The 16,957-nt window shown below is 39.9% G+C and carries 19 protein-coding genes; 12 read left to right on the plus strand and 7 right to left on the minus strand.

Annotation, left to right across the window (positions count from 1 at the left end):
• Nucleotides 1-61 precede the first annotated feature (61 nt).
• Both IEZ33_RS06325 and IEZ33_RS06330 read left to right on the plus strand, forming a co-directional pair.
• Nucleotides 62-283, plus strand: coding sequence for a DUF2835 domain-containing protein (locus IEZ33_RS06325; RefSeq protein ID WP_191602844.1), 222 nt, complete (start codon nt 62-64; stop codon nt 281-283).
• Between the two features lie 78 nt (nt 284-361).
• A complete protein-coding gene (locus tag IEZ33_RS06330; RefSeq protein WP_191602845.1) occupies nt 362-1,396 on the plus strand; it encodes a quinone-dependent dihydroorotate dehydrogenase in 1,035 nt (344 codons plus the stop codon).
• 100 nt (nt 1,397-1,496) lie between these two features.
• Here the strand turns inward: IEZ33_RS06330 and rmf are convergent, their stop codons facing one another.
• Nucleotides 1,497-1,706, minus strand: coding sequence for a ribosome modulation factor (gene rmf / locus IEZ33_RS06335; protein WP_191602846.1), 210 nt, complete (start codon nt 1,704-1,706; stop codon nt 1,497-1,499).
• 127 nt (nt 1,707-1,833) lie between these two features.
• On the opposite strand from rmf, the gene rlmKL reads away from it, so the two are divergent.
• The 3 genes from rlmKL to IEZ33_RS06350 all read left to right on the plus strand — a co-directional run bounded on the left by rlmKL (nt 1,834) and on the right by IEZ33_RS06350 (nt 5,367).
• Nucleotides 1,834-4,044, plus strand: coding sequence for a bifunctional 23S rRNA (guanine(2069)-N(7))-methyltransferase RlmK/23S rRNA (guanine(2445)-N(2))-methyltransferase RlmL (rlmKL, locus tag IEZ33_RS06340; RefSeq protein ID WP_191602847.1), 2,211 nt, complete (start codon nt 1,834-1,836; stop codon nt 4,042-4,044).
• A gap of 81 nt (nt 4,045-4,125) precedes the next feature.
• Nucleotides 4,126-4,983 (plus strand): formyltetrahydrofolate deformylase, encoded by an 858-nt coding sequence (gene purU / locus IEZ33_RS06345; RefSeq protein ID WP_191602848.1) that lies wholly within the window; start codon nt 4,126-4,128, stop codon nt 4,981-4,983.
• Nucleotides 4,984-5,106: 123 nt separating this feature from the next.
• Nucleotides 5,107-5,367, plus strand: coding sequence for a formyltetrahydrofolate deformylase (locus IEZ33_RS06350; protein WP_191602849.1), 261 nt, complete (start codon nt 5,107-5,109; stop codon nt 5,365-5,367).
• Nucleotides 5,368-5,443: 76 nt separating this feature from the next.
• Here the strand turns inward: IEZ33_RS06350 and IEZ33_RS06355 are convergent, their stop codons facing one another.
• Nucleotides 5,444-6,514: a DUF3549 family protein gene (locus IEZ33_RS06355; RefSeq protein WP_191602850.1), complete on the minus strand. Its 1,071-nt coding sequence runs from the start codon at nt 6,512-6,514 to the stop codon at nt 5,444-5,446.
• A 70-nt stretch (nt 6,515-6,584) separates the two neighbouring features.
• Here IEZ33_RS06355 and IEZ33_RS06360 point away from each other — a divergent pair, with 70 nt between their 5' ends.
• The 4 genes from IEZ33_RS06360 to can all read left to right on the plus strand — a co-directional run bounded on the left by IEZ33_RS06360 (nt 6,585) and on the right by can (nt 9,415).
• On the plus strand, nt 6,585-6,920 hold the full coding sequence (locus IEZ33_RS06360) for a YqcC family protein (RefSeq protein WP_191602851.1): 336 nt from the start codon (nt 6,585-6,587) through the stop codon (nt 6,918-6,920).
• Entirely contained in the window at nt 6,917-7,825 is a 909-nt protein-coding gene (locus IEZ33_RS06365; protein WP_191602852.1) for a DUF1853 family protein, read from the plus strand. Before IEZ33_RS06360 ends, IEZ33_RS06365 begins: the two co-directional genes overlap by 4 nt.
• 112 nt (nt 7,826-7,937) lie before the next feature.
• Nucleotides 7,938-8,798, plus strand: coding sequence for a putative RNA methyltransferase (locus IEZ33_RS06370; protein WP_191602853.1), 861 nt, complete (start codon nt 7,938-7,940; stop codon nt 8,796-8,798).
• A complete protein-coding gene (gene can, locus IEZ33_RS06375; protein WP_191602854.1) occupies nt 8,798-9,415 on the plus strand; it encodes a carbonate dehydratase in 618 nt (205 codons plus the stop codon). The genes IEZ33_RS06370 and can overlap by 1 nt, the downstream gene beginning before the upstream one ends.
• 78 nt (nt 9,416-9,493) lie before the next feature.
• Here the strand turns inward: can and IEZ33_RS06380 are convergent, their stop codons facing one another.
• Nucleotides 9,494-10,447 (minus strand): LysR family transcriptional regulator, encoded by a 954-nt coding sequence (locus tag IEZ33_RS06380; RefSeq protein ID WP_191602855.1) that lies wholly within the window; start codon nt 10,445-10,447, stop codon nt 9,494-9,496.
• A 162-nt stretch (nt 10,448-10,609) separates the two neighbouring features.
• Complete coding sequence (locus IEZ33_RS06385; protein ID WP_338040943.1) at nt 10,610-11,803, minus strand: AGE family epimerase/isomerase; 1,194 nt, start codon at nt 11,801-11,803, stop codon at nt 10,610-10,612.
• A gap of 139 nt (nt 11,804-11,942) precedes the next feature.
• Between IEZ33_RS06385 and IEZ33_RS06390 the strand changes: the two genes are divergently transcribed.
• Both IEZ33_RS06390 and IEZ33_RS06395 read left to right on the plus strand, forming a co-directional pair.
• On the plus strand, nt 11,943-13,178 hold the full coding sequence (locus IEZ33_RS06390) for an ROK family transcriptional regulator (RefSeq protein ID WP_240009654.1): 1,236 nt from the start codon (nt 11,943-11,945) through the stop codon (nt 13,176-13,178).
• A 195-nt stretch (nt 13,179-13,373) separates the two neighbouring features.
• The gene (locus IEZ33_RS06395) at nt 13,374-14,876 is read left to right on the plus strand and encodes a TyrR/PhhR family helix-turn-helix DNA-binding protein (protein ID WP_191602856.1); all 1,503 of its coding nucleotides are present in this window, start codon (nt 13,374-13,376) and stop codon (nt 14,874-14,876) included.
• Nucleotides 14,877-15,004: 128 nt separating this feature from the next.
• Here IEZ33_RS06395 and IEZ33_RS06400 read toward each other — a convergent pair whose 3' ends face one another.
• Both IEZ33_RS06400 and IEZ33_RS06405 read right to left on the minus strand, forming a co-directional pair.
• Entirely contained in the window at nt 15,005-15,166 is a 162-nt protein-coding gene (locus IEZ33_RS06400; protein ID WP_191602857.1) for a hypothetical protein, read from the minus strand.
• Nucleotides 15,167-15,344: 178 nt separating this feature from the next.
• Nucleotides 15,345-16,169, minus strand: coding sequence for an HAD family hydrolase (locus IEZ33_RS06405; RefSeq protein WP_191602858.1), 825 nt, complete (start codon nt 16,167-16,169; stop codon nt 15,345-15,347).
• Between the two features lie 195 nt (nt 16,170-16,364).
• Here IEZ33_RS06405 and IEZ33_RS06410 point away from each other — a divergent pair, with 195 nt between their 5' ends.
• Nucleotides 16,365-16,574 (plus strand): DUF1289 domain-containing protein, encoded by a 210-nt coding sequence (locus tag IEZ33_RS06410; protein WP_240009655.1) that lies wholly within the window; start codon nt 16,365-16,367, stop codon nt 16,572-16,574.
• On the opposite strand, the gene IEZ33_RS06415 is transcribed toward IEZ33_RS06410, so the two are convergent.
• Nucleotides 16,571-16,921, minus strand: a complete 351-nt coding sequence (locus tag IEZ33_RS06415) for a HopJ type III effector protein (protein ID WP_191602860.1) — start codon at nt 16,919-16,921, stop codon at nt 16,571-16,573. The genes IEZ33_RS06410 and IEZ33_RS06415 overlap by 4 nt on opposite strands.
• Between the last annotated feature and the right edge of the window lie 36 nt (nt 16,922-16,957).

Genomic DNA, 16,957 nt, shown 5'->3' on the forward strand with positions numbered 1-16,957 from the left:
GGATAAAAAATAGATAAAACAATACAGTAAGTGTAAGAGAAGCGTAAGAAAGGGCTTTTAGATGGCAAAAATAGTTTTAGATATAAGTATTTCAGCGTTCAAGTTCAAAGAAATGTATAAAGGAACGGTAAAAAGTCTTGTTGCAAAAAGTAGAGATGGTCGAAATGTCCAGTTGCCCCTATCTATATTTACCTCTTTTGTTACCCATCAAGGTCTCTATGGTACCTTTGAAGTCGAATTTGATGAAAACAGGAAGTTAGTTGGCGTCAGTAAAATCCGCTGAAATGTCATCATATTATTTTATCTAATATTGTTTATAAGCCGTTGAGTCTTTATTGTCACAACCTAAAGAGGATAAAAAATGTATAACCTAGCGCGTTCACTTCTTTTTAAATTAGATGCAGAAGTATCTCATGAGCTTTCTTTGGAATTACTTGCCGCTGGGCAGCGTCTAGGTGTTAACAAGTTTTTTATTGAGAATGTGCCATCTGCTTCTGTTGATGTAATGGGGCTTACTTTTCCAAATGCTGTTGGCTTGGCGGCAGGGCTTGATAAAAATGCCGATGCTTTTGAAGCCATGGGAGCATTGGGGTTTGGTTTTGTGGAAGTGGGTACAGTGACGCCAAAAGGCCAGGCAGGTAATCCAAAACCTAGGTTATTTCGTTTACCAGAACATCAGGCCATTATTAACCGCATGGGCTTCAATAATAAGGGTGTTGAGCATATGGTTGGGCAAATAAAGCAGCACAACTATTCTGGTATATTAGGTGTTAACATTGGAAAAAACTTAACCACGTCTGTTGATGACGCTGTCAATGATTATTTATCTTGTTTACATGCCGTTATACCCTACGCAGACTACATCACGGCTAACATTAGCTCACCAAACACACCTGGCTTACGAAGTTTGCAGTTTGGTGAGAGTTTAGCCGGGTTAATTTCTCCTTTAATTGATGCTCGAAACCGATATTTTGACGAACATGGTAAAAAAGTACCATTGGCCGTTAAAATTGCGCCAGATATGTCTTCAGATGAGATTCGTTTAGTGGCTGACACGCTTCAACAGCAAGGTGTTGATGCTATTATCGCAACTAATACAACGCTCTCTAGAGACGCTGTGAAGGGTCATAAAAGGGCGGATGAAGCGGGTGGCTTAAGTGGCGCACCCGTTAGAGATGCTTCAACTGAGGTGGTTAGGGTGCTGTTCGATCATTTACAGGACAGTCTACCCATTATTGGGGTTGGTGGCATCATGAATGGTAAGGATGCGGTTGAAAAACTGCAGGCTGGTGCGAAATTAGTGCAAATCTATTCTGGATTTATTTATCGCGGTCCCGACCTAGTGCGTGAAGCAATTGAAACGACATCCGGTTTTATAAGAGAAAATGCAAACTAATCCATAATCGACTATCTTAAGTATCTTAACCCAGTAAATGGATACTACAACCATACATGCTGGGTTAAGATGGGTATAATAGCCGCAATAAAAAGCAGAATTAGCTGGCGAAGCTCGCTATTTTGTGGGTTCCTTCTACTGAGGTAAAGCCGTTCCACATATCTTCTCGACCTTCTCTCCAGCCTGCTAGCCAGTCAGGGCGAGCTTGTTCAGAGAATTGATCAGATAGTCCTTTAGAGCGTCCAGCCATACCGGCTCTGTAGCCTTTAGTGTAAGCTCTTTGGTGGATATCGCGTTTTTGTTTCTTCATAAAAGAAATCCTCTTTTAATATATACTGTCGTTTTATGAACGATTAACAAATAGTTTAGATTTTAGTATTTGTCTAAAAACACTTTTGTCTAAAAAAACATTAATTTGTACAAAAAAGTAATTAAAAATGAATACAGTTACCAACACATTAGAAACGTCACCGTCTTATCAATTGGAAATTACCTGCCCATTGGGTATGGAGAACGTTTTAGAGCAAGAGCTGCATGCCTTAGGACTGACTGATACGCGTCTTGGAGAAGCCCAAGTTAAATTAAACACAAACCTTGAGGGAGCGTATAAAGCGTGCCTATGGTCACGTGTTGGTAATAGAGTTATGTTGCCATTGGCACAATTTACCATGTCGTCAGCGGATGAGCTTTACGATGGTGTAAAAGCAATTGATTGGAACCTGCATTTAACAGAATCCTCGACGATTGCGATCGATTTTCATGGAACGAATGAAAGTATTCGAAATACTCAGTTTGGTGCCGTAAGAGCAAAAGATGCCATCGTGGATTATTTTGTTGAACGCACTGGCGATCGTCCAAGTGTTGAAAAAACTCAGCCAGATGTAAGAATTGCGGTTCGTTTAAAACGTGATTTGATGACTGTGAGTCTAGACTTATCCGGTGACAGTTTGCATCGACGCGGTTATCGTCAAAGTGGCTCATTTGCGCCTTTAAAAGAAAACCTTGCGGCGGGGTTATTATTGCGTGCCGGTTGGGGAACAGAGGGAAGCTTTAAGCAATTGGTGGATCCTATGTGTGGTTCCGGGACATTTCTTGTTGAAGCGGCCATGATTTCCTTAAATATGGCGCCAGGATTGCGCCGGACGTATTGGGGCTTCAAAGGCTGGCAACAACATGATCACAGGATGTGGCAACGACTGAACGATGAAGCAAAGAACAGTAAAAAATCGTTTGATGAGGTTGGCATTACCTTTAGCGGGACTGACAGTGAGCAAAGGGCCATAGCGGCTTCTAGAGAAAACATTAAAAGAGCCGGTTTAACGGGGTTAATAGATGTCAGTATGTCGCCTTTTCAAAATCACGAGTTTAATCTAACGCAAGCTCCGGGACTGGTCATTACTAACCCTCCTTATGGTGAGCGTATTGGCGAAGAAATGGCGCTGATGTCCTTGTATCGTCAATTAGGTGAATGGGTTGTGACTCACTGTAATGGATGGCGTTTTTATATGCTGACTAGTATGGAAAACTTAGCTAAGCAGATTCCTATTCGACCAGATAAAAATACTCGTGTAATAAATGGTGGCATTGAATGTCGAGCTTATCGTTTCCCAGTAGAAGATAAGTTTATTAAGCACGATGTGGTTTCTTCTGCTGTGCTGAGCTCTGGTTCGCAGATGTTTGCGAATCGATTGGCGAAAAATGCGAAAAAAATGCAAAAGTGGGCGTCCAAATCAAAGATATCCTGTTATCGAGTATACGATGCGGATATGCCAGAGTACGCTGTTGCTATTGATATTTATGATGGTTGGGCTCATGTCCAAGAATACCAAGCGCCTAAAAGTGTTGACCCAGCAAAGGCGCAGCAACGCTTGTATGATGTGATTGCTGCTGTCCCTTCTGCGTTGGGTATTCCTGAATCACAGGTCGTATTAAAGTATCGTCAAAGGCAATCAGGTAAAGGCCAATATGAAAAATTAGACACTTCCAAGCATGAAATGACAGTGTCTGAACACGATTGCGACTTTATTGTTAATCTAAAAGATTATCTGGATACGGGTTTATTTCTGGATCATCGTCCAGTACGTAAATTGATTCAGACAAAAGCCAATGGTAAGCGTTTTCTTAATTTGTTCTGTTATACCGCAACGGCATCAGTGCATGCAGGACAAGGTGGAGCCCGCTCGACATTAAGTGTTGATATGTCTAACACTTATACCGAGTGGTCTCGACGAAATATTGAATTGAATGAGTTTTCCGAAAGAGATCATAAAGTGGTTCGAGCCGATTGTTTTGAGTGGCTGCGTACAAACGAGGAAGAATTCGACCTCATCTTTATGGATCCGCCCACTTTTTCCAACTCCAAAAAAATGGCTGATGTGTTGGATATTCAAAGAGACCATGTTGATTTAATCAATCTGGCGATGAGTCGTTTGTCCAAAGATGGTGAGCTTATATTCTCTAATAACTACCGTCGTTTTCAATTGTCTGAAGACATATTGAATAAATACGATGTAGAGAACATAACGCCGCAATCCATAGATTTAGATTTTGAGCGTAATACCAAGATCCATCAGTGCTGGATTATAAAGCACGGTGCTGAAAAACAGGCTCGTATTTCTAATATGGATTTGTTTTCTTCTGATTTATAAGTGTTGTTTTTGTCGCGATGCTGATTAGCAAAAGAAAAACGTATTTTAATTGATTTGTTTTAAAGGTTTAGATGTAGAGATATGAAAAAAAGCATTCGTCTTGTTATCAGTTGTCCTGATAAAGTGGGAATCGTTGCCGCAGTGAGTCAGTTCCTAACAGAAAGAAATGGCTCAATCTTAGAGGCGAGTCATCATACCGATTTGGATCAAAGGCGTTTCTTTATGCGTCATGAAATTGATGCAGAGACGCTTAATATTAATGTATCGCAGTTTCGCGAGCAATTTACCGACATTGCCGCAGAATATGGAATGGACTGGAGTGTTTCTGATAGCTCAGAAAAACCAAAAGTTATTCTTCTAGCGACCAAAGAGTCTCATTGCTTAAATGACATCATGCATCGTTGGCATACGGGTGAATTGGACTGCGATATTGTGGGCGTTATTGCCAATCATGAAGACCTAAGGTCAATGGTCGAGTGGTATAAGATTCCATATTACTGCGTTGTGGTACCAAAAGAAGATAAGATGCCAGCTTTTAAGGAAATGGAACAATATATAGATGAATCAGCTGCTGAAACGATTGTTTTGGCGCGATACATGCAAATTTTCCCCGAGTACTTATGTGAAAAATATAAGCATAGAGTGATTAATATTCACCATAGTTTTCTGCCTTCTTTTGTTGGCGCGAAACCTTACCATCAAGCGGCCGTTCGCGGTGTTAAGCTTATAGGTGCAACTTGTCATTATGTGACTGCAGAGTTGGATGCTGGGCCGATTATTGAGCAAGATGTGATTCGCGTGCGCCACAGTCATGCTGCGGAGGATATGGTGCGTTTGGGTAAGGATATAGAGAAATTGGTATTATCACGAGGCTTACGTTTGCATCTAGAAGGCCGAGTATTGGTGCATGGAAATAAAACCGTTATTTTTGACGCATAAAATCTATTTTATGTGAAAAATGGCTAATTTAACGTGTTCTTAGATAAGATGTGTTTGTTTATTGGAAATATTGTCTATAGTTAATGAAAGATATTTTATAAATGTTAGCCGCGAGGTTGAATTATGAAACTTAAATTAACACCCACTCAAAATCTTTGTATAGGCTTTTTAGAGTCTGGCTTTAAGGTTGTGCAAATTGGCGATCATTTTTATTTTATGAAAGGTGATCGTAAGCAAAAAGTGCTCTCCAAGACCTTAGATGCATTAGTAAGTCGCGGTGCTTTGGAGCATAAGAACGATGGTGATTATGAACTTAGTGCTGAGTTTTTAGAGTACCGGAAGCAAATGCGCTCCCCAGTCAAAAGCCCTAGAACGCGTCATTAACGACAGAAGGCCTTGGTGCTATGGTCATCTGTCGTTAAACGCTTTATGGTTTTGATCAGGGGGCCTCTATGTCACTCTACTGTAGCCTGTTATTGTTCGTTTTGCGGAATAGGTTGGCCACACCTTGAGCTAAACGGATACTCACGCCTTTATTTTTAAATAGATGCCATAGGGGATCTTTAACTTCTGGTGTGTGCGTGAGTTCTGTGGCCACTTTTGAAAAGGCATGAAAGCCATCATCACGTTGTGCTAGGTTCTCCATACAGTGATGCAATAATTCGGGGTCTTTAGCAAGCCAATGAGGGCACTTTGCGACTAAAGCAACGACTAATTGTAATTGCCCATCCGTGGCTTTTTTTTCAGCACTAATCAGAGACAGTTGCAATATTTGGCTCAATTTCTGGTGGCCAGCTGAACGCGAAGCGGCACGTATTAAAGATGCTTTGAAATCAATGTTCGTGGACTCTTGAAACTCTGTAACTATGAAGTGTAAGTACTCTTCATCAAGTTGTTGGTGCTCTAGAGATTTTGCTAACGCGGAAGCGAGTTCGATGGGGGCCAGTTTTAAGGCCTTTTTAATGTAATCTCTGTAGTTATCTTCATTAGCTCGGACAGCAAGGTCAGCAATTCCTTGAAGACCAATGGATTCCCAATTATTGTCTGTTCTACTTATTTTACCGGAAAGGTAATCGATTAACTGAGTGAAATAATGGGATGGCTCTTGTTGCATTCTTTTTGCTAGCACGGCATGGAAGTTTGCCATGCGCTCAGTATCAGGCTGAAAGGCATATGGGTTATCTGTTAACGCGTTGGATAAATCTGTTGTGCTGTTGTTATGTAAAATTTTGTCGACTATGGATTTGATGAAATGGTCGCGAGTTCCTAAATTAATGCTGCCTTTTTCGTCTATGGGTAAACGAATAAACCATATACTCATGTTGTTTTGTGGAGATTCATCGAACGAGGGTTGTAGGACAATTGCCAGTGACGCATGCTGTCTAAAAGGGTAGGGGTATGCTGCTTGCATTCTATCGAATTGAATTACCTCTTGGGGAGTCAATTTTTGAATGTGTCTTCCTAAATCAAAATAAGTTGCTTTGCATTGTACTGATTCAAATAAATCAGATAAAGATTCGATGGGTTTCATTGTGGTTTCTGTTCCGATACAAGAAAATGGGGTAATCTTACCGTTTTTTAGAGGAGAAATCAGGTTGGAAATGTACCATAAGCTTGCGGATTTATTGTTAGAGCTAGAAGTGGTGTTGCGAAAGGCTAATATGTGGGAAATGGACATTCCTTCTCAAGAGGACTTATTAAGTAATGAGCCTTTTTGTGTGGATACACTTAATTTTTTACAATGGCTAAGGTTTGTATTGATACCAAATTTTAAAATCATGATTGAGAACGCGATAGCGCTACCCACCCAATGTAATATTCTACCAATGGCTGAAGAGTATTTTGCTGGTGGTGTTTGGCGAGAAAATGAGTCAATTGAAGTATGTGAAACAATTAAATCTATAGATGCATTATTGTTTTCGACAGGATCGAAATGAATAATGCCATCTACAAACATCAAGCTGTTAATGATTTAGCTTGGCTATTTGAAGCGCCAATGATTGTAGCTGATCTAGATTTAAAGCCGTATTGGCTAAAAGAATTACCCCATAAGCTTAGCCAACTGGATGAATCACCAGAACCTTTACTCGACGCCTTAAAACGCTGTAAATCGCACTTTTTAGGAGCGTATTTTGAGGTACTATTCTCTTTTGGGATTCGCCACTTTTCCACTTTAGAGATTGTTCTTGAGCATCAACAGCTGATTAACCCTGATGGTTCAACATTAGGAGAAGTTGATATGCTAGTGACATCTCCAGAAGGGACGGTCTTCCAATTTGAAATAGCGTTAAAGTACTTTCTTGAAGTAAATAAAGGCGTTGATACAGATTGGATTGGACCAAATAAGACAGACAGTTTAAGTAAAAAAACACATAAAGCCAGGACCAAACAACTTACCGTGTTAGACTCGGCTCCAGGAAAAGCGCTGCTTAAAAAAAATGAGATAGAAGAGACGGTTGAACCTGTTCTGCTGATATTTGGTTATTTATTTTATTGTGGTCGACCTATAAATAAAGCTGTAAGACCTCAGTTAGAGGAAAGCGAACACGTTAAATGGATGTATTTTAATCAGTTTGATGTAGACGAATGGGGAGAATATTGTTTTTGCGAGCTAATTAAACCAAAGTGGATTACTCACAAAAAAATGCAATCAGGGGAAATTGTATCCTATCAAGAGGTTCATCAGTCTTTAACGCATACTTTTGTAAGAGACACTCGTCCCAAAATGTATTTAGCTTGGAAAAAATGTGTAAATGAGGTTGATTTACGGTTCAATAATCTAATGCAAGATCATACAATGCAGCAGCCAGTGCGCATTTTTATTGTCCCCAATGAATGGTAGATCATACCAAGAAGTTGACGACTGCCACTGCATTGATTCACTCAAGGTTGAAATATTCTTGTTAATTATTTAACGAGTCTCTAGACTGTATAAAAAATATTTTGGAAGAAAAGTGCCCACGTCAAATACTCTCTTATGTCCTCTTGATAAACAGCCTTTAACGTTAGAAAGTAGAAGCTTAAAATGTGCCTCCGGTCACGGTTTTGATTTGGCTAAGTCGGGTTATGTGAATTTGTTACCCGTTCAAAATAAACGTTCTAAAGATCCTGGTGATAGCAAGGAGATGGTTGCCTCTAGAAAATCCTTTTTAGAGTTAGGGCACTATCAACCCATTGCCGATTGCATTGTATCCTATGTTCTAGATCGATTTTCACCGGCTAAGTCTCTGCGTTTATTTGATGCAGGTTGTGGTGAGGGATATTATCTTAACTATCTTGAGTCGGCCTGTATTGAAAAGAACTATGATACCGATCTAATCGGATTAGATATTTCAAAATGGGCTATAATGGCCGCGAGTAAGTCGAACAAATCCATACAATGGGTCGTTGGGAGTAATGCGGATATCCCTTTGGGGAATGGCTCCCTTGAAGTCGTCACTTGTTTGTTTGGCTTCCCCATGTTTACTGAGTTTTCTCGTGTTTTAAGTCAAAACGGCATCTTGCTTTTAGTGGATGCCGGGGCAGAGCATTTGATCGAGCTTAGAAAGATTTTATATTCAAATATCCATGATTACGAAGATGGTTTAGCGACTGGCATTAATGGCTTTTCTTTGATCGATGAGCAAAATTTGAAATTTACCTTTGGATTACAGTCGCCGCAAGAAATACAGAACCTATTGTCGATGACTCCTCATATTCACAAGGCACCTTATTCTGGAAAAGAAGCCTTAAAAAAGATTGAAAAATTAGACCTTACAGCCGATGTTAAATTGCGTTGGTATGTTAAAAATACAGTTATTTCTGAGAGTGATTGATGACCAAATTAGTTCAACTATTTAATAATAATCGCAAATGGGCTGCTAAGGTAAATGCGGCGGACCCTGCTTTTTTCCCTACCCTATCAAAGCAGCAGCAGCCGGAATATTTATGGATTGGCTGCGCGGATAGTCGTGTACCTGCAAATGAAATTGTAGACCTTTTACCCGGTGAAATATTTGTTCATCGTAATATTGCAAATGTGGTTGTGCACTCTGACTTAAATTGTTTGTCCGTTATTCAATTTGCTGTTGATGTGTTAAAGGTAAAACATATTATGGTTGTTGGTCACTATGGTTGTGGCGGTATTAAAGCCGCGCTTGAGTCTGATTCACATGGTCTTATTGACAACTGGTTGGGTCATGTCAAGGATGTTTATCGCTTTCATAAAGAGAAAATGGACGCAATTAATGACCCGAAAGAGCGCTTTGATACTCTATGTGAATTGAATGTTATTGAACAAGTTGCCAATGTTTGTCAAACAAGTATCCTACGCAATGCTTGGGATAACGGGCAAGATATTCAAGTGCATGGATGGGTTTATAGTATTGAAAATGGCATTATTCGTGATTTAGACGTTACAGTAACTGGTCACAGTGATTCAACAAACCTTTGATTTTAAGGCTGGCGTTTGGTGTCACTCTAAAATTGTATTTTACTTGGCGTAATTAGAGTGACGGATAAAAGAAAATAATTAGAGCTTGTTGGATTCGGCAATGACGTTAGCGCATTCAGAAATGGTTGACCTTAACCACATATGGCCTGGATCATGTTGTAATAATGGGCTCCAAAGCATTTTGAGTTCTACAGGTGGTATTTCAAAAGGGGGCTCTAGAAGCACTACCTCGTCTGTTCTTTCCATTAGCCGTGTTGCCAGTGACGGTAACGTGACGATAAGTCCGAGCTGTTGAGAGGTTCTCATGGCCACATTATAGTTGCGTGTGAAGAGACGAATGTTGCGTTTATGACCCAAATTAGCAAGCGTGCTATCCACCCAACCCAGTTTTTGTACTTCTGCTGGCTGAATGCCAACGCCCACGCCAAAACCCGTTTTGCTAACCCATACATGCTGTGCTTCTAAATACGCTTCAAGGGTAAAGTTTTCGGCATAAGGACTATTTTTTGGAACCAGGCATGAAAATCGATCTACCCACACCAATTTTTGGTGAAAGGACTGAGGAAGTGCGTCAAAACGATTGATAACTAAATCTACTTTGCCTTTCTCAACATCATGAAAATTGACATCACTTGGGTTCATTACATCTAGAATCGCATTGGGTGCTCCAGTTTGCAACCGCTCCATTAAGGGTGGTATTAAAGTGGCTTCAGCGTAGTCACTCGCCATAATTCGGAAGACGCGCGTACTTGATTCGGCGTCAAAGCTTTGGCCAAGGTGCAGAACCTCATCAACCGACTGAAGTATTAATTGAACTCGTGGTTGTAATTGAGTGGCTAATGCGGTTGGCATCATGCCGTCGCTGGTTCTGACCAACAATGGGTCATGGAATAAGTCCCTCAAGCGTCTTAAGCCATTACTCATTGCCGGCTGCGTAATACCAAGTTGATTCGCTGCATGAGTAACATTTTGTTCGCGTAACAATGAATCTAAGTAACGTAATAAATTAAGATCAACCTTATCAAGTTGCATTATTTTTTTCCCCAGTTGTTATGGGGGAATAATACTGCATTTCAGCTTATATTAGAAATACGCTATAAGCGCTTTCATTCATTACTGAGCGGCATCACGTTAAAAGTCTCTTTAATCACGCCTTCTTCTCGAATCCAGACAAGCAAATGCGAGCGTAGCCTTTTATTCAAGATTGCTACCAATTTGCTTGATGACTTCGTAGCAGGCACCCATTGTATGGTAATCGGTTTTCCCGGCAGGACTTTTACAATTATCAATAGTTTGATTATCTTGAGTTAGAATTCGAAACCAAGCACCGTATTTATGATCAATCATGTGGTTCCAGCTGTATTCCCAAAGAGCGTTATATTTGTCCCAATAAGACGGATCATTTGTTGTGTTTGCAAGCCATGCGGCGGCGGCAAATGATTCAGCCTGCACCCAAAAATACTTATCTCCGTCACAGATAGCGCCGTTTGTGTCATAGCCGTAACACAGTCCGCCATTTTCATGATCCCACGCAAATTTCCATGCCGTATCGAATAAATACTTCGCCGTATTAACCATCCAATCTGACGCTTGTCTTGCGTTTAGCATCATGAGAAGTTTACACCACTCGGTTTGATGGCCTGGCTGAAAACCCCACGGCCGGAATAAATTTTTAGGGTCATTTTTATTATATTCCCAGTCTATCTGCCAGTTTTCGTTGTAATGCTCCCAGATTTGGCCTTCAGCAAGGCGAGCTTGTCGTTGGCAAATGTTTTTGGCTACTTGCTGGGCTCTGGTAAGAAACTTCTCATTTCCGGTTGCATCAAACGCCATGATCAATGCTTCGCATGAATGCATGTTTGCGTTCTGTCCTCTATAAGGGGATACCTGATACCAATCTGAAGAAATTTCATCTTTGTATAGGCCATCCTGCTCTGACCAAAAATGTTTTTCCATGAGATCGAATGTTTCATCGATCCAATGTCTAGCTTGCGTTGCCCCTGCTTGAAAAGCTACGGAATAAGCAAGTAAAACAAAGGCAAATCCATAGCAGTGATTTGTTTGGTCTAGGTTTTCACGGCCCTTCAGTAACCAAACATAGCCTCCATTTTCGTTCAAATGACGTTCCCTTAAATAGTTCAGTCCATGATGTACGGCGGCTAAATATTCTGGTTCATTGGTTGCCTGATAGGCCATTGCATAATTAAAAATAAAACGAGTGCTACTGACTAAATGGCGTGTTTCGGTGTCATAAATTTGTCCGTCGTCTTTGAAATAGTGAAAAAAGCCTCCTTCTTTATCAATACATCTTGGGTGGTAAAATGCCATGGTGTGCTGAATATGTTTAGTAAGAAAATCGATAGAAGCATAATCATTTGTCTTTTCCACGCTAAGGCTCCAAATTAATAGTAAAAGAAGGTTTAATGGATGATAGAAACTTTACTTAATTAAATCAACTAGATTTATTAATTCTAAATAGGTAGCTTATCGCCTTCTTCTTCTTAGCGAATTTTTAACGGTGTGGAAAATGAAGGTGGCAAAATTGGGCCGTGTGCCAAAGCGTAAGAAAATAGTTGGATTGGGGAGTACTTCTGAGCAAGGTCGCCGTTATAACGAGCGTGTAATTCTACATGTTGTCAGAAAACACCCAAATATATCCCGTATTCAAATTGCTCTTGAAACAGGCCTAAGCGCACAAACCATTTCTGTTATTACTTCTTCGTTATTGGCAAAAGGAATGTTGCAAGTCACAGGAAAAGTAAAAGGTAACCGTGGTCAGCCATCTATCATGTTAACCATTTGCCCTGACGGGGCTTATGGACTGGGCATTAACGTAGATCGAGATCATATAAGCGCTGCATTGTTGGATTTTAGTGGTCGATGCATTCTATTAAAAGAGCATTCTATTCATTTTCCTTCACAAGATGACGCTCAAGCTATTGCGTTGAACTTGATTGCTGAAGTAAAAGCTATTCTGGGAGAAAAATGGGGCCGGGTTCGAGGTGTTGGTCTCGCCAAGCCTGACTTTATGTCTTTATGGCTGGATTCATTAGCTTCTGAAATACCTAATCAAGATCCGCTTACTTCTTTGCGAGAGTCTCTACGTTATTGGGAAACGGACGAGTTTTCGACCTGGCTAGAGGTGCAGACTAATTTACCATGTGTTACTGAGAACGATGCAAATGCCGCGGCTTTAAATGAGCTCTTATTATCAAAGGCGTCAAAGAGAAGTCACTTTTTTTACATTTTTATCGGTTCAGCTTGTGGAGGCGGCGCCGTCATAGAGGGTGAGTGTTTTCTTGGTGCTAACGCAAGAGCTGGAAATTTTGGTTTGATTCCAACAACAACAGGGCGGTTAGGAAAACAAATTTTAGAGGCGCTTTCTTTATCGTCACTGAGTCGTTTTTTATCTGCTCAAGGACGGCCATTTCCAACAACTGAAAAGGACTGGGCAGAAGACACTATTCAAGGTTTAGTTGATCAATGGGTTGATTTGGTGTGTTCTGAAATCTTACCCGGTATCTTCTCCGTGATTGCACTGTTTGACCCTCAAAGTATTGTTTTTGGCGGGCGTTTGCCTCTTTCTGTGCAAACAAAGCTGCTGTCTGTTTTAATAAAGGTATTGCATACTCATTGCCCATTAGGGATGAACATTCCCAATTTGGAAATTGCTGAAACAGCAGAGACATCTGGTATGGTCGGCGCAGCAATTCTGCCTTTATATGACACTTTTTCTCCCCATCGATCACTTTTGCTTGTTTAATAACTTGTTTTGTCGACAATTTGTCGTTTTATTTAATTTAAACACTTGTTTTCCGACTGTTTAAAGAGATATTGTCAGACAATGTGATTTGCTAATATGAATTATTGTGCGCGTTTTATATTCATTTTTTAGGAAATGATTCAAGCAATAATGCTCGTTTTAATTTGTACATCAATAATAAAAAAGAGTGGTGTAATGCGTTTAGAAATAGAGTGTGAAAGTCGAATAGGTATGGCTCGAGAGGTCTTGGAGCTATTTATTCCATATGACATTGATGTTAAAAGAATTGAAGTAGATACAGATCAAAAAAGCATGCATTGTGCTTTTCCTGATATATCATTTGATCAGTTACAAACGCTATTAGCGGCTATACGACGCATAGAAGGAGTGAAAGGCGTTAAGACAGTCATGTTTACTCCTTTTGAACGAGAAAAAAATGCGTTGCTTACCTTGTTAGAGGCGCTTCCCGATGGGGTAATCGCGGTTGATTTACAGGGGGTTGTTACTATGGCGACTGAATCCGCTGTGAATGACTTATCGGTTCAATATGATCAGTTAATTAATCAACCTCTAAATAAAGTCATTAAAGGCGCTCGTTTTAATTTTTCTGAAATGAGCCGTGTTACACGAGTACAAAGCAAGCGAGTTCGGGTGAATGGCCAGAATATACTTATGGAAATGTTGCCCACTTTTGTGGCAGACGAGAAGGGAGACTCTATACCAACAGGGGTGGTTATTAATGTTAAGTCGGCGGCTCGTGTAGATGAGCAAGCAGCCAGTATACCTAGGTCCCCTAATTCTAGTATTGCATTGCCTTTATCTGACTATCTCACACGAAATATTTCAGTGAGTGAATCCATGTTGTTGTGTTTCAAGCAAGCGGAGGCCATTGTAGGGTTGGATATGCCCGTTTTAGTTTATGGAGAGATGGGCGTTGGTAAAGAAGAGTTGGTTAAAGCTATGTATCAGCAATGGTGTTCAACACATTATAATCTTGATTGTGAACTACTTTGGTTGACAGGTGAAAACATTAATCTAAGTGATATTGAAAGACTTTCTTCTGGGGAGGGATGGTGTGTTATCCCATCCTTGGAAGCCATTGCAGAGCCTTTTCAAAAAGAACTGATTCAGTTATTGAAGTCTCAATCTCGTTCTAATTTTGGTATGAGAATCGTTACTCTCTCCAATCTCTCTTTAGAGGCGTTACGTGAGGTTTCTACTTTAAATAAAGAGCTGTTTTATTTACTGTCAGCCTTAACTTTAAGAGTCCCCTCTTTAGTCGACAGAAAAAATGATATTGAGGGCCTTGCCGAGTTGTATTTGCAAGATGTTGCCGACAAGTTAAAACGAAAAAAACCTAAGTTAAGTAAAGGCGCTCTGATCAAAATGAAGCTTTATTCTTGGCCTGGTAATTTGCACGAATTTAGGAATGTATGCCTACAAGCTGTTGTATTGAATCAAACAGACGTTATTAGAGTAGATGATCTTAGACTTGAACAGAATGAGGATAAGTTAAACGCTATCGAATTAATAGACGATTCACTGGATAAGACGATGAAACATTTGGAAGCTAAATTGCTGAAGAATTTGTATCCAAATTTTCCTAGCAGTCGCTTGTTGGCAAAGAAAGTAGGATTGAGCCACAGTGCCGTAGCAAACAAATTAAGAGATTACGGTATAGGTAAAGGCCTAACATAACGGATGAGCGCCAAAAATATTACTGTATAACGCAATTGGGCATTGATTGGCCATGTGATCAATCAATGCCACTATTCATGGTAATTTGGCATAAGTAAGACCTTCTGTATTTTTTGAAGACACAAAAATTAAAATCGATCTACTTTCTTTTTTGTGCTTTTCGTTTTCTCGATCTCTTTAATTTTAATTGGCTTTAATTGTGTTTTGTCTTGATTTAAAGCGCCTGTTAGATTTTTCACCATGAAGGCGATCGCTGCGCAAACAAATGCAAACAATATAAATTCGATCATAATACTATCCCAAAATTTCAATGTCGTTATAACATGCCTTACTTATAATTCTGAGTAAAGCAAACTGTGTTGCATTTTTGTAAAAGAGCTGTAAATCCCATATATTAAATATAGGGCCGCTTTTGTTAAATTCAATGAAAAATTAGTATGGCTACCTACTTTCGTGAGTTTTAACGACTTAGGACAAGTTAAATCGCTCTCTTAAGAAGTGCGCAACGCCATCTTCATCATGATGCCCAATGACTTTGTGAGCCGCTTCTTTAACTTGTTCACTTGCATTGTCCATGGCATACGCTTCATCTGCCATTTTGAACATGGTTAAGTCGTTATCGCCGTCACCGAAACAAATTACTCGAGATACCCCAAGTTCATCTTTTAAAGATTGGATAGCGGTTCCTTTACAAGCTTCTTTGTGGTGTATGTCAATCCAGTACGCGTCTTCTTGGTAAATGCCTCCACCAGAGTAGGCAACTAAATGGGGAGAACTATGGATCGCTTCTACAATTTTAGTAGCGGATTGTAAGGACGCCATTGCGCTAATATTCGTTATAGAAGTGCCTTTATGAAGCTTATACAATGGATTAAGGGGAAGGTCCTCATATCTCCCTAACTCGCCAAAAATGCTATTGCACAGGTTGGTTTTCAACGGTGGGTGATATACAGATTGATTGCCATCGTTTTCAATACAAAAAATAAAAGGTGTAACGCCTTCTGCTTCAAAGAGGGCTAATGTTTCTTCGATCTCTAGACGTGAAAGTAAGCTTCTATGACGATAAGAGCGCGTTAGAGGGTCCCATTCTTCTATCCCATTTTTGAAAATTTGAATAGTGGGGAAATTATGGTTTTTAATACATGGTGTAGCGGCTAAGTGTGTTCTGCCTGTGGCAATGGTATAAGCAATGCCTGCCCCATGTAACTTGTGTAAAGTTTCGCAGGTAAAAGGAGATAACGACTGTTGTCGATTAAGCAGGGTACCGTCTAAATCAAATACAACTAACTCCATAAAAGCCTCATCTATTTTATTTTTAAGATAATGGAATTCTCATTTTACAAGACTTCTACTTTTTTTAATATGCGTTAGCAATAAAGCGGGATAAACCGTTTCTATTTTGACGCGGTTTTGGCGGAATAATGTATCAAATTAACCTATTCTTATAAGGTAAGGTAAACGTAACTTTTAACGATGGGAGGAGCCTTTGTGGTAACTAAAGAGACACCATGTGTAAGGCGATGTTGTTTAGATCAAAAAGACGTGTGTATGGGGTGTTTTAGGACATTAGATGAAATTTTACATTGGCACCAATATAATGAAGAGGAAGCCAAAGTGGTGTTTGCTTTGATCGAGAAAAGGCGAAATGCCTATTATCGTCTTTTCCCGAAAGCAAGATTATTATTGGATGAAAATTAGTTTTTTGGCGTTAATGCAATCGATTCGAATGTTACAGAACGCCAACCGTGCTCAATAAATTGACGAATATTCTGATGATCTTCGCCCAACGGGTTTTCAAGTACATCTTTACGATAATAATCACCAAAAAGTGACAAGGTTTCCTTTTCGTTAAGTTCGTGGAGCATAGCAAAAGCAAAAATTTTGCAGGACCCATTGTTGGTCCCTGCTTCATTTATTTGTGAACCGTTAACAAATTTAGCTTCAGTGAATTGATATTCTTGTTCGATTATTGACATCGTTGCTGCGAAGGAAACTTGCTCTGGTGTTGTTTTTAATTGCTCGATTAAAGAGTCTGTTGTAAACATAAAGTTTAAGCCTTTGGATAAAAGTCAGTGTTTTGA

It is taken from the genome of Marinomonas algicola, from assembly GCF_014805825.1.
GTDB classification, from domain to species: domain Bacteria; phylum Pseudomonadota; class Gammaproteobacteria; order Pseudomonadales; family Marinomonadaceae; genus Marinomonas; species Marinomonas algicola.

Excerpts from the sequence above, each read along its gene's own strand:
- IEZ33_RS06325 (WP_191602844.1), top strand. The coding sequence starts at position 62 with ATGGCAAAAATAGTTTTAGATATAAGTATTTCAGCGTTCAAGTTCAAA.
- IEZ33_RS06330 (WP_191602845.1), top strand. The coding sequence starts at position 362 with ATGTATAACCTAGCGCGTTCACTTCTTTTTAAATTAGATGCAGAAGTA.
- rmf (WP_191602846.1), bottom strand. The coding sequence starts at position 1,706 with ATGAAGAAACAAAAACGCGATATCCACCAAAGAGCTTACACTAAAGGC.
- rlmKL (WP_191602847.1), top strand. The coding sequence starts at position 1,834 with ATGAATACAGTTACCAACACATTAGAAACGTCACCGTCTTATCAATTG.
- purU (WP_191602848.1), top strand. The coding sequence starts at position 4,126 with ATGAAAAAAAGCATTCGTCTTGTTATCAGTTGTCCTGATAAAGTGGGA.
- IEZ33_RS06350 (WP_191602849.1), top strand. The coding sequence starts at position 5,107 with ATGAAACTTAAATTAACACCCACTCAAAATCTTTGTATAGGCTTTTTA.
- IEZ33_RS06355 (WP_191602850.1), bottom strand. The coding sequence starts at position 6,514 with ATGAAACCCATCGAATCTTTATCTGATTTATTTGAATCAGTACAATGC.
- IEZ33_RS06360 (WP_191602851.1), top strand. The coding sequence starts at position 6,585 with ATGTACCATAAGCTTGCGGATTTATTGTTAGAGCTAGAAGTGGTGTTG.
- IEZ33_RS06365 (WP_191602852.1), top strand. The coding sequence starts at position 6,917 with ATGAATAATGCCATCTACAAACATCAAGCTGTTAATGATTTAGCTTGG.
- can (WP_191602854.1), top strand. The coding sequence starts at position 8,798 with ATGACCAAATTAGTTCAACTATTTAATAATAATCGCAAATGGGCTGCT.
- IEZ33_RS06380 (WP_191602855.1), bottom strand. The coding sequence starts at position 10,447 with ATGCAACTTGATAAGGTTGATCTTAATTTATTACGTTACTTAGATTCA.
- IEZ33_RS06390 (WP_240009654.1), top strand. The coding sequence starts at position 11,943 with ATGAAGGTGGCAAAATTGGGCCGTGTGCCAAAGCGTAAGAAAATAGTT.
- IEZ33_RS06395 (WP_191602856.1), top strand. The coding sequence starts at position 13,374 with ATGCGTTTAGAAATAGAGTGTGAAAGTCGAATAGGTATGGCTCGAGAG.
- IEZ33_RS06400 (WP_191602857.1), bottom strand. The coding sequence starts at position 15,166 with ATGATCGAATTTATATTGTTTGCATTTGTTTGCGCAGCGATCGCCTTC.
- IEZ33_RS06405 (WP_191602858.1), bottom strand. The coding sequence starts at position 16,169 with ATGGAGTTAGTTGTATTTGATTTAGACGGTACCCTGCTTAATCGACAA.
- IEZ33_RS06415 (WP_191602860.1), bottom strand. The coding sequence starts at position 16,921 with ATGTTTACAACAGACTCTTTAATCGAGCAATTAAAAACAACACCAGAG.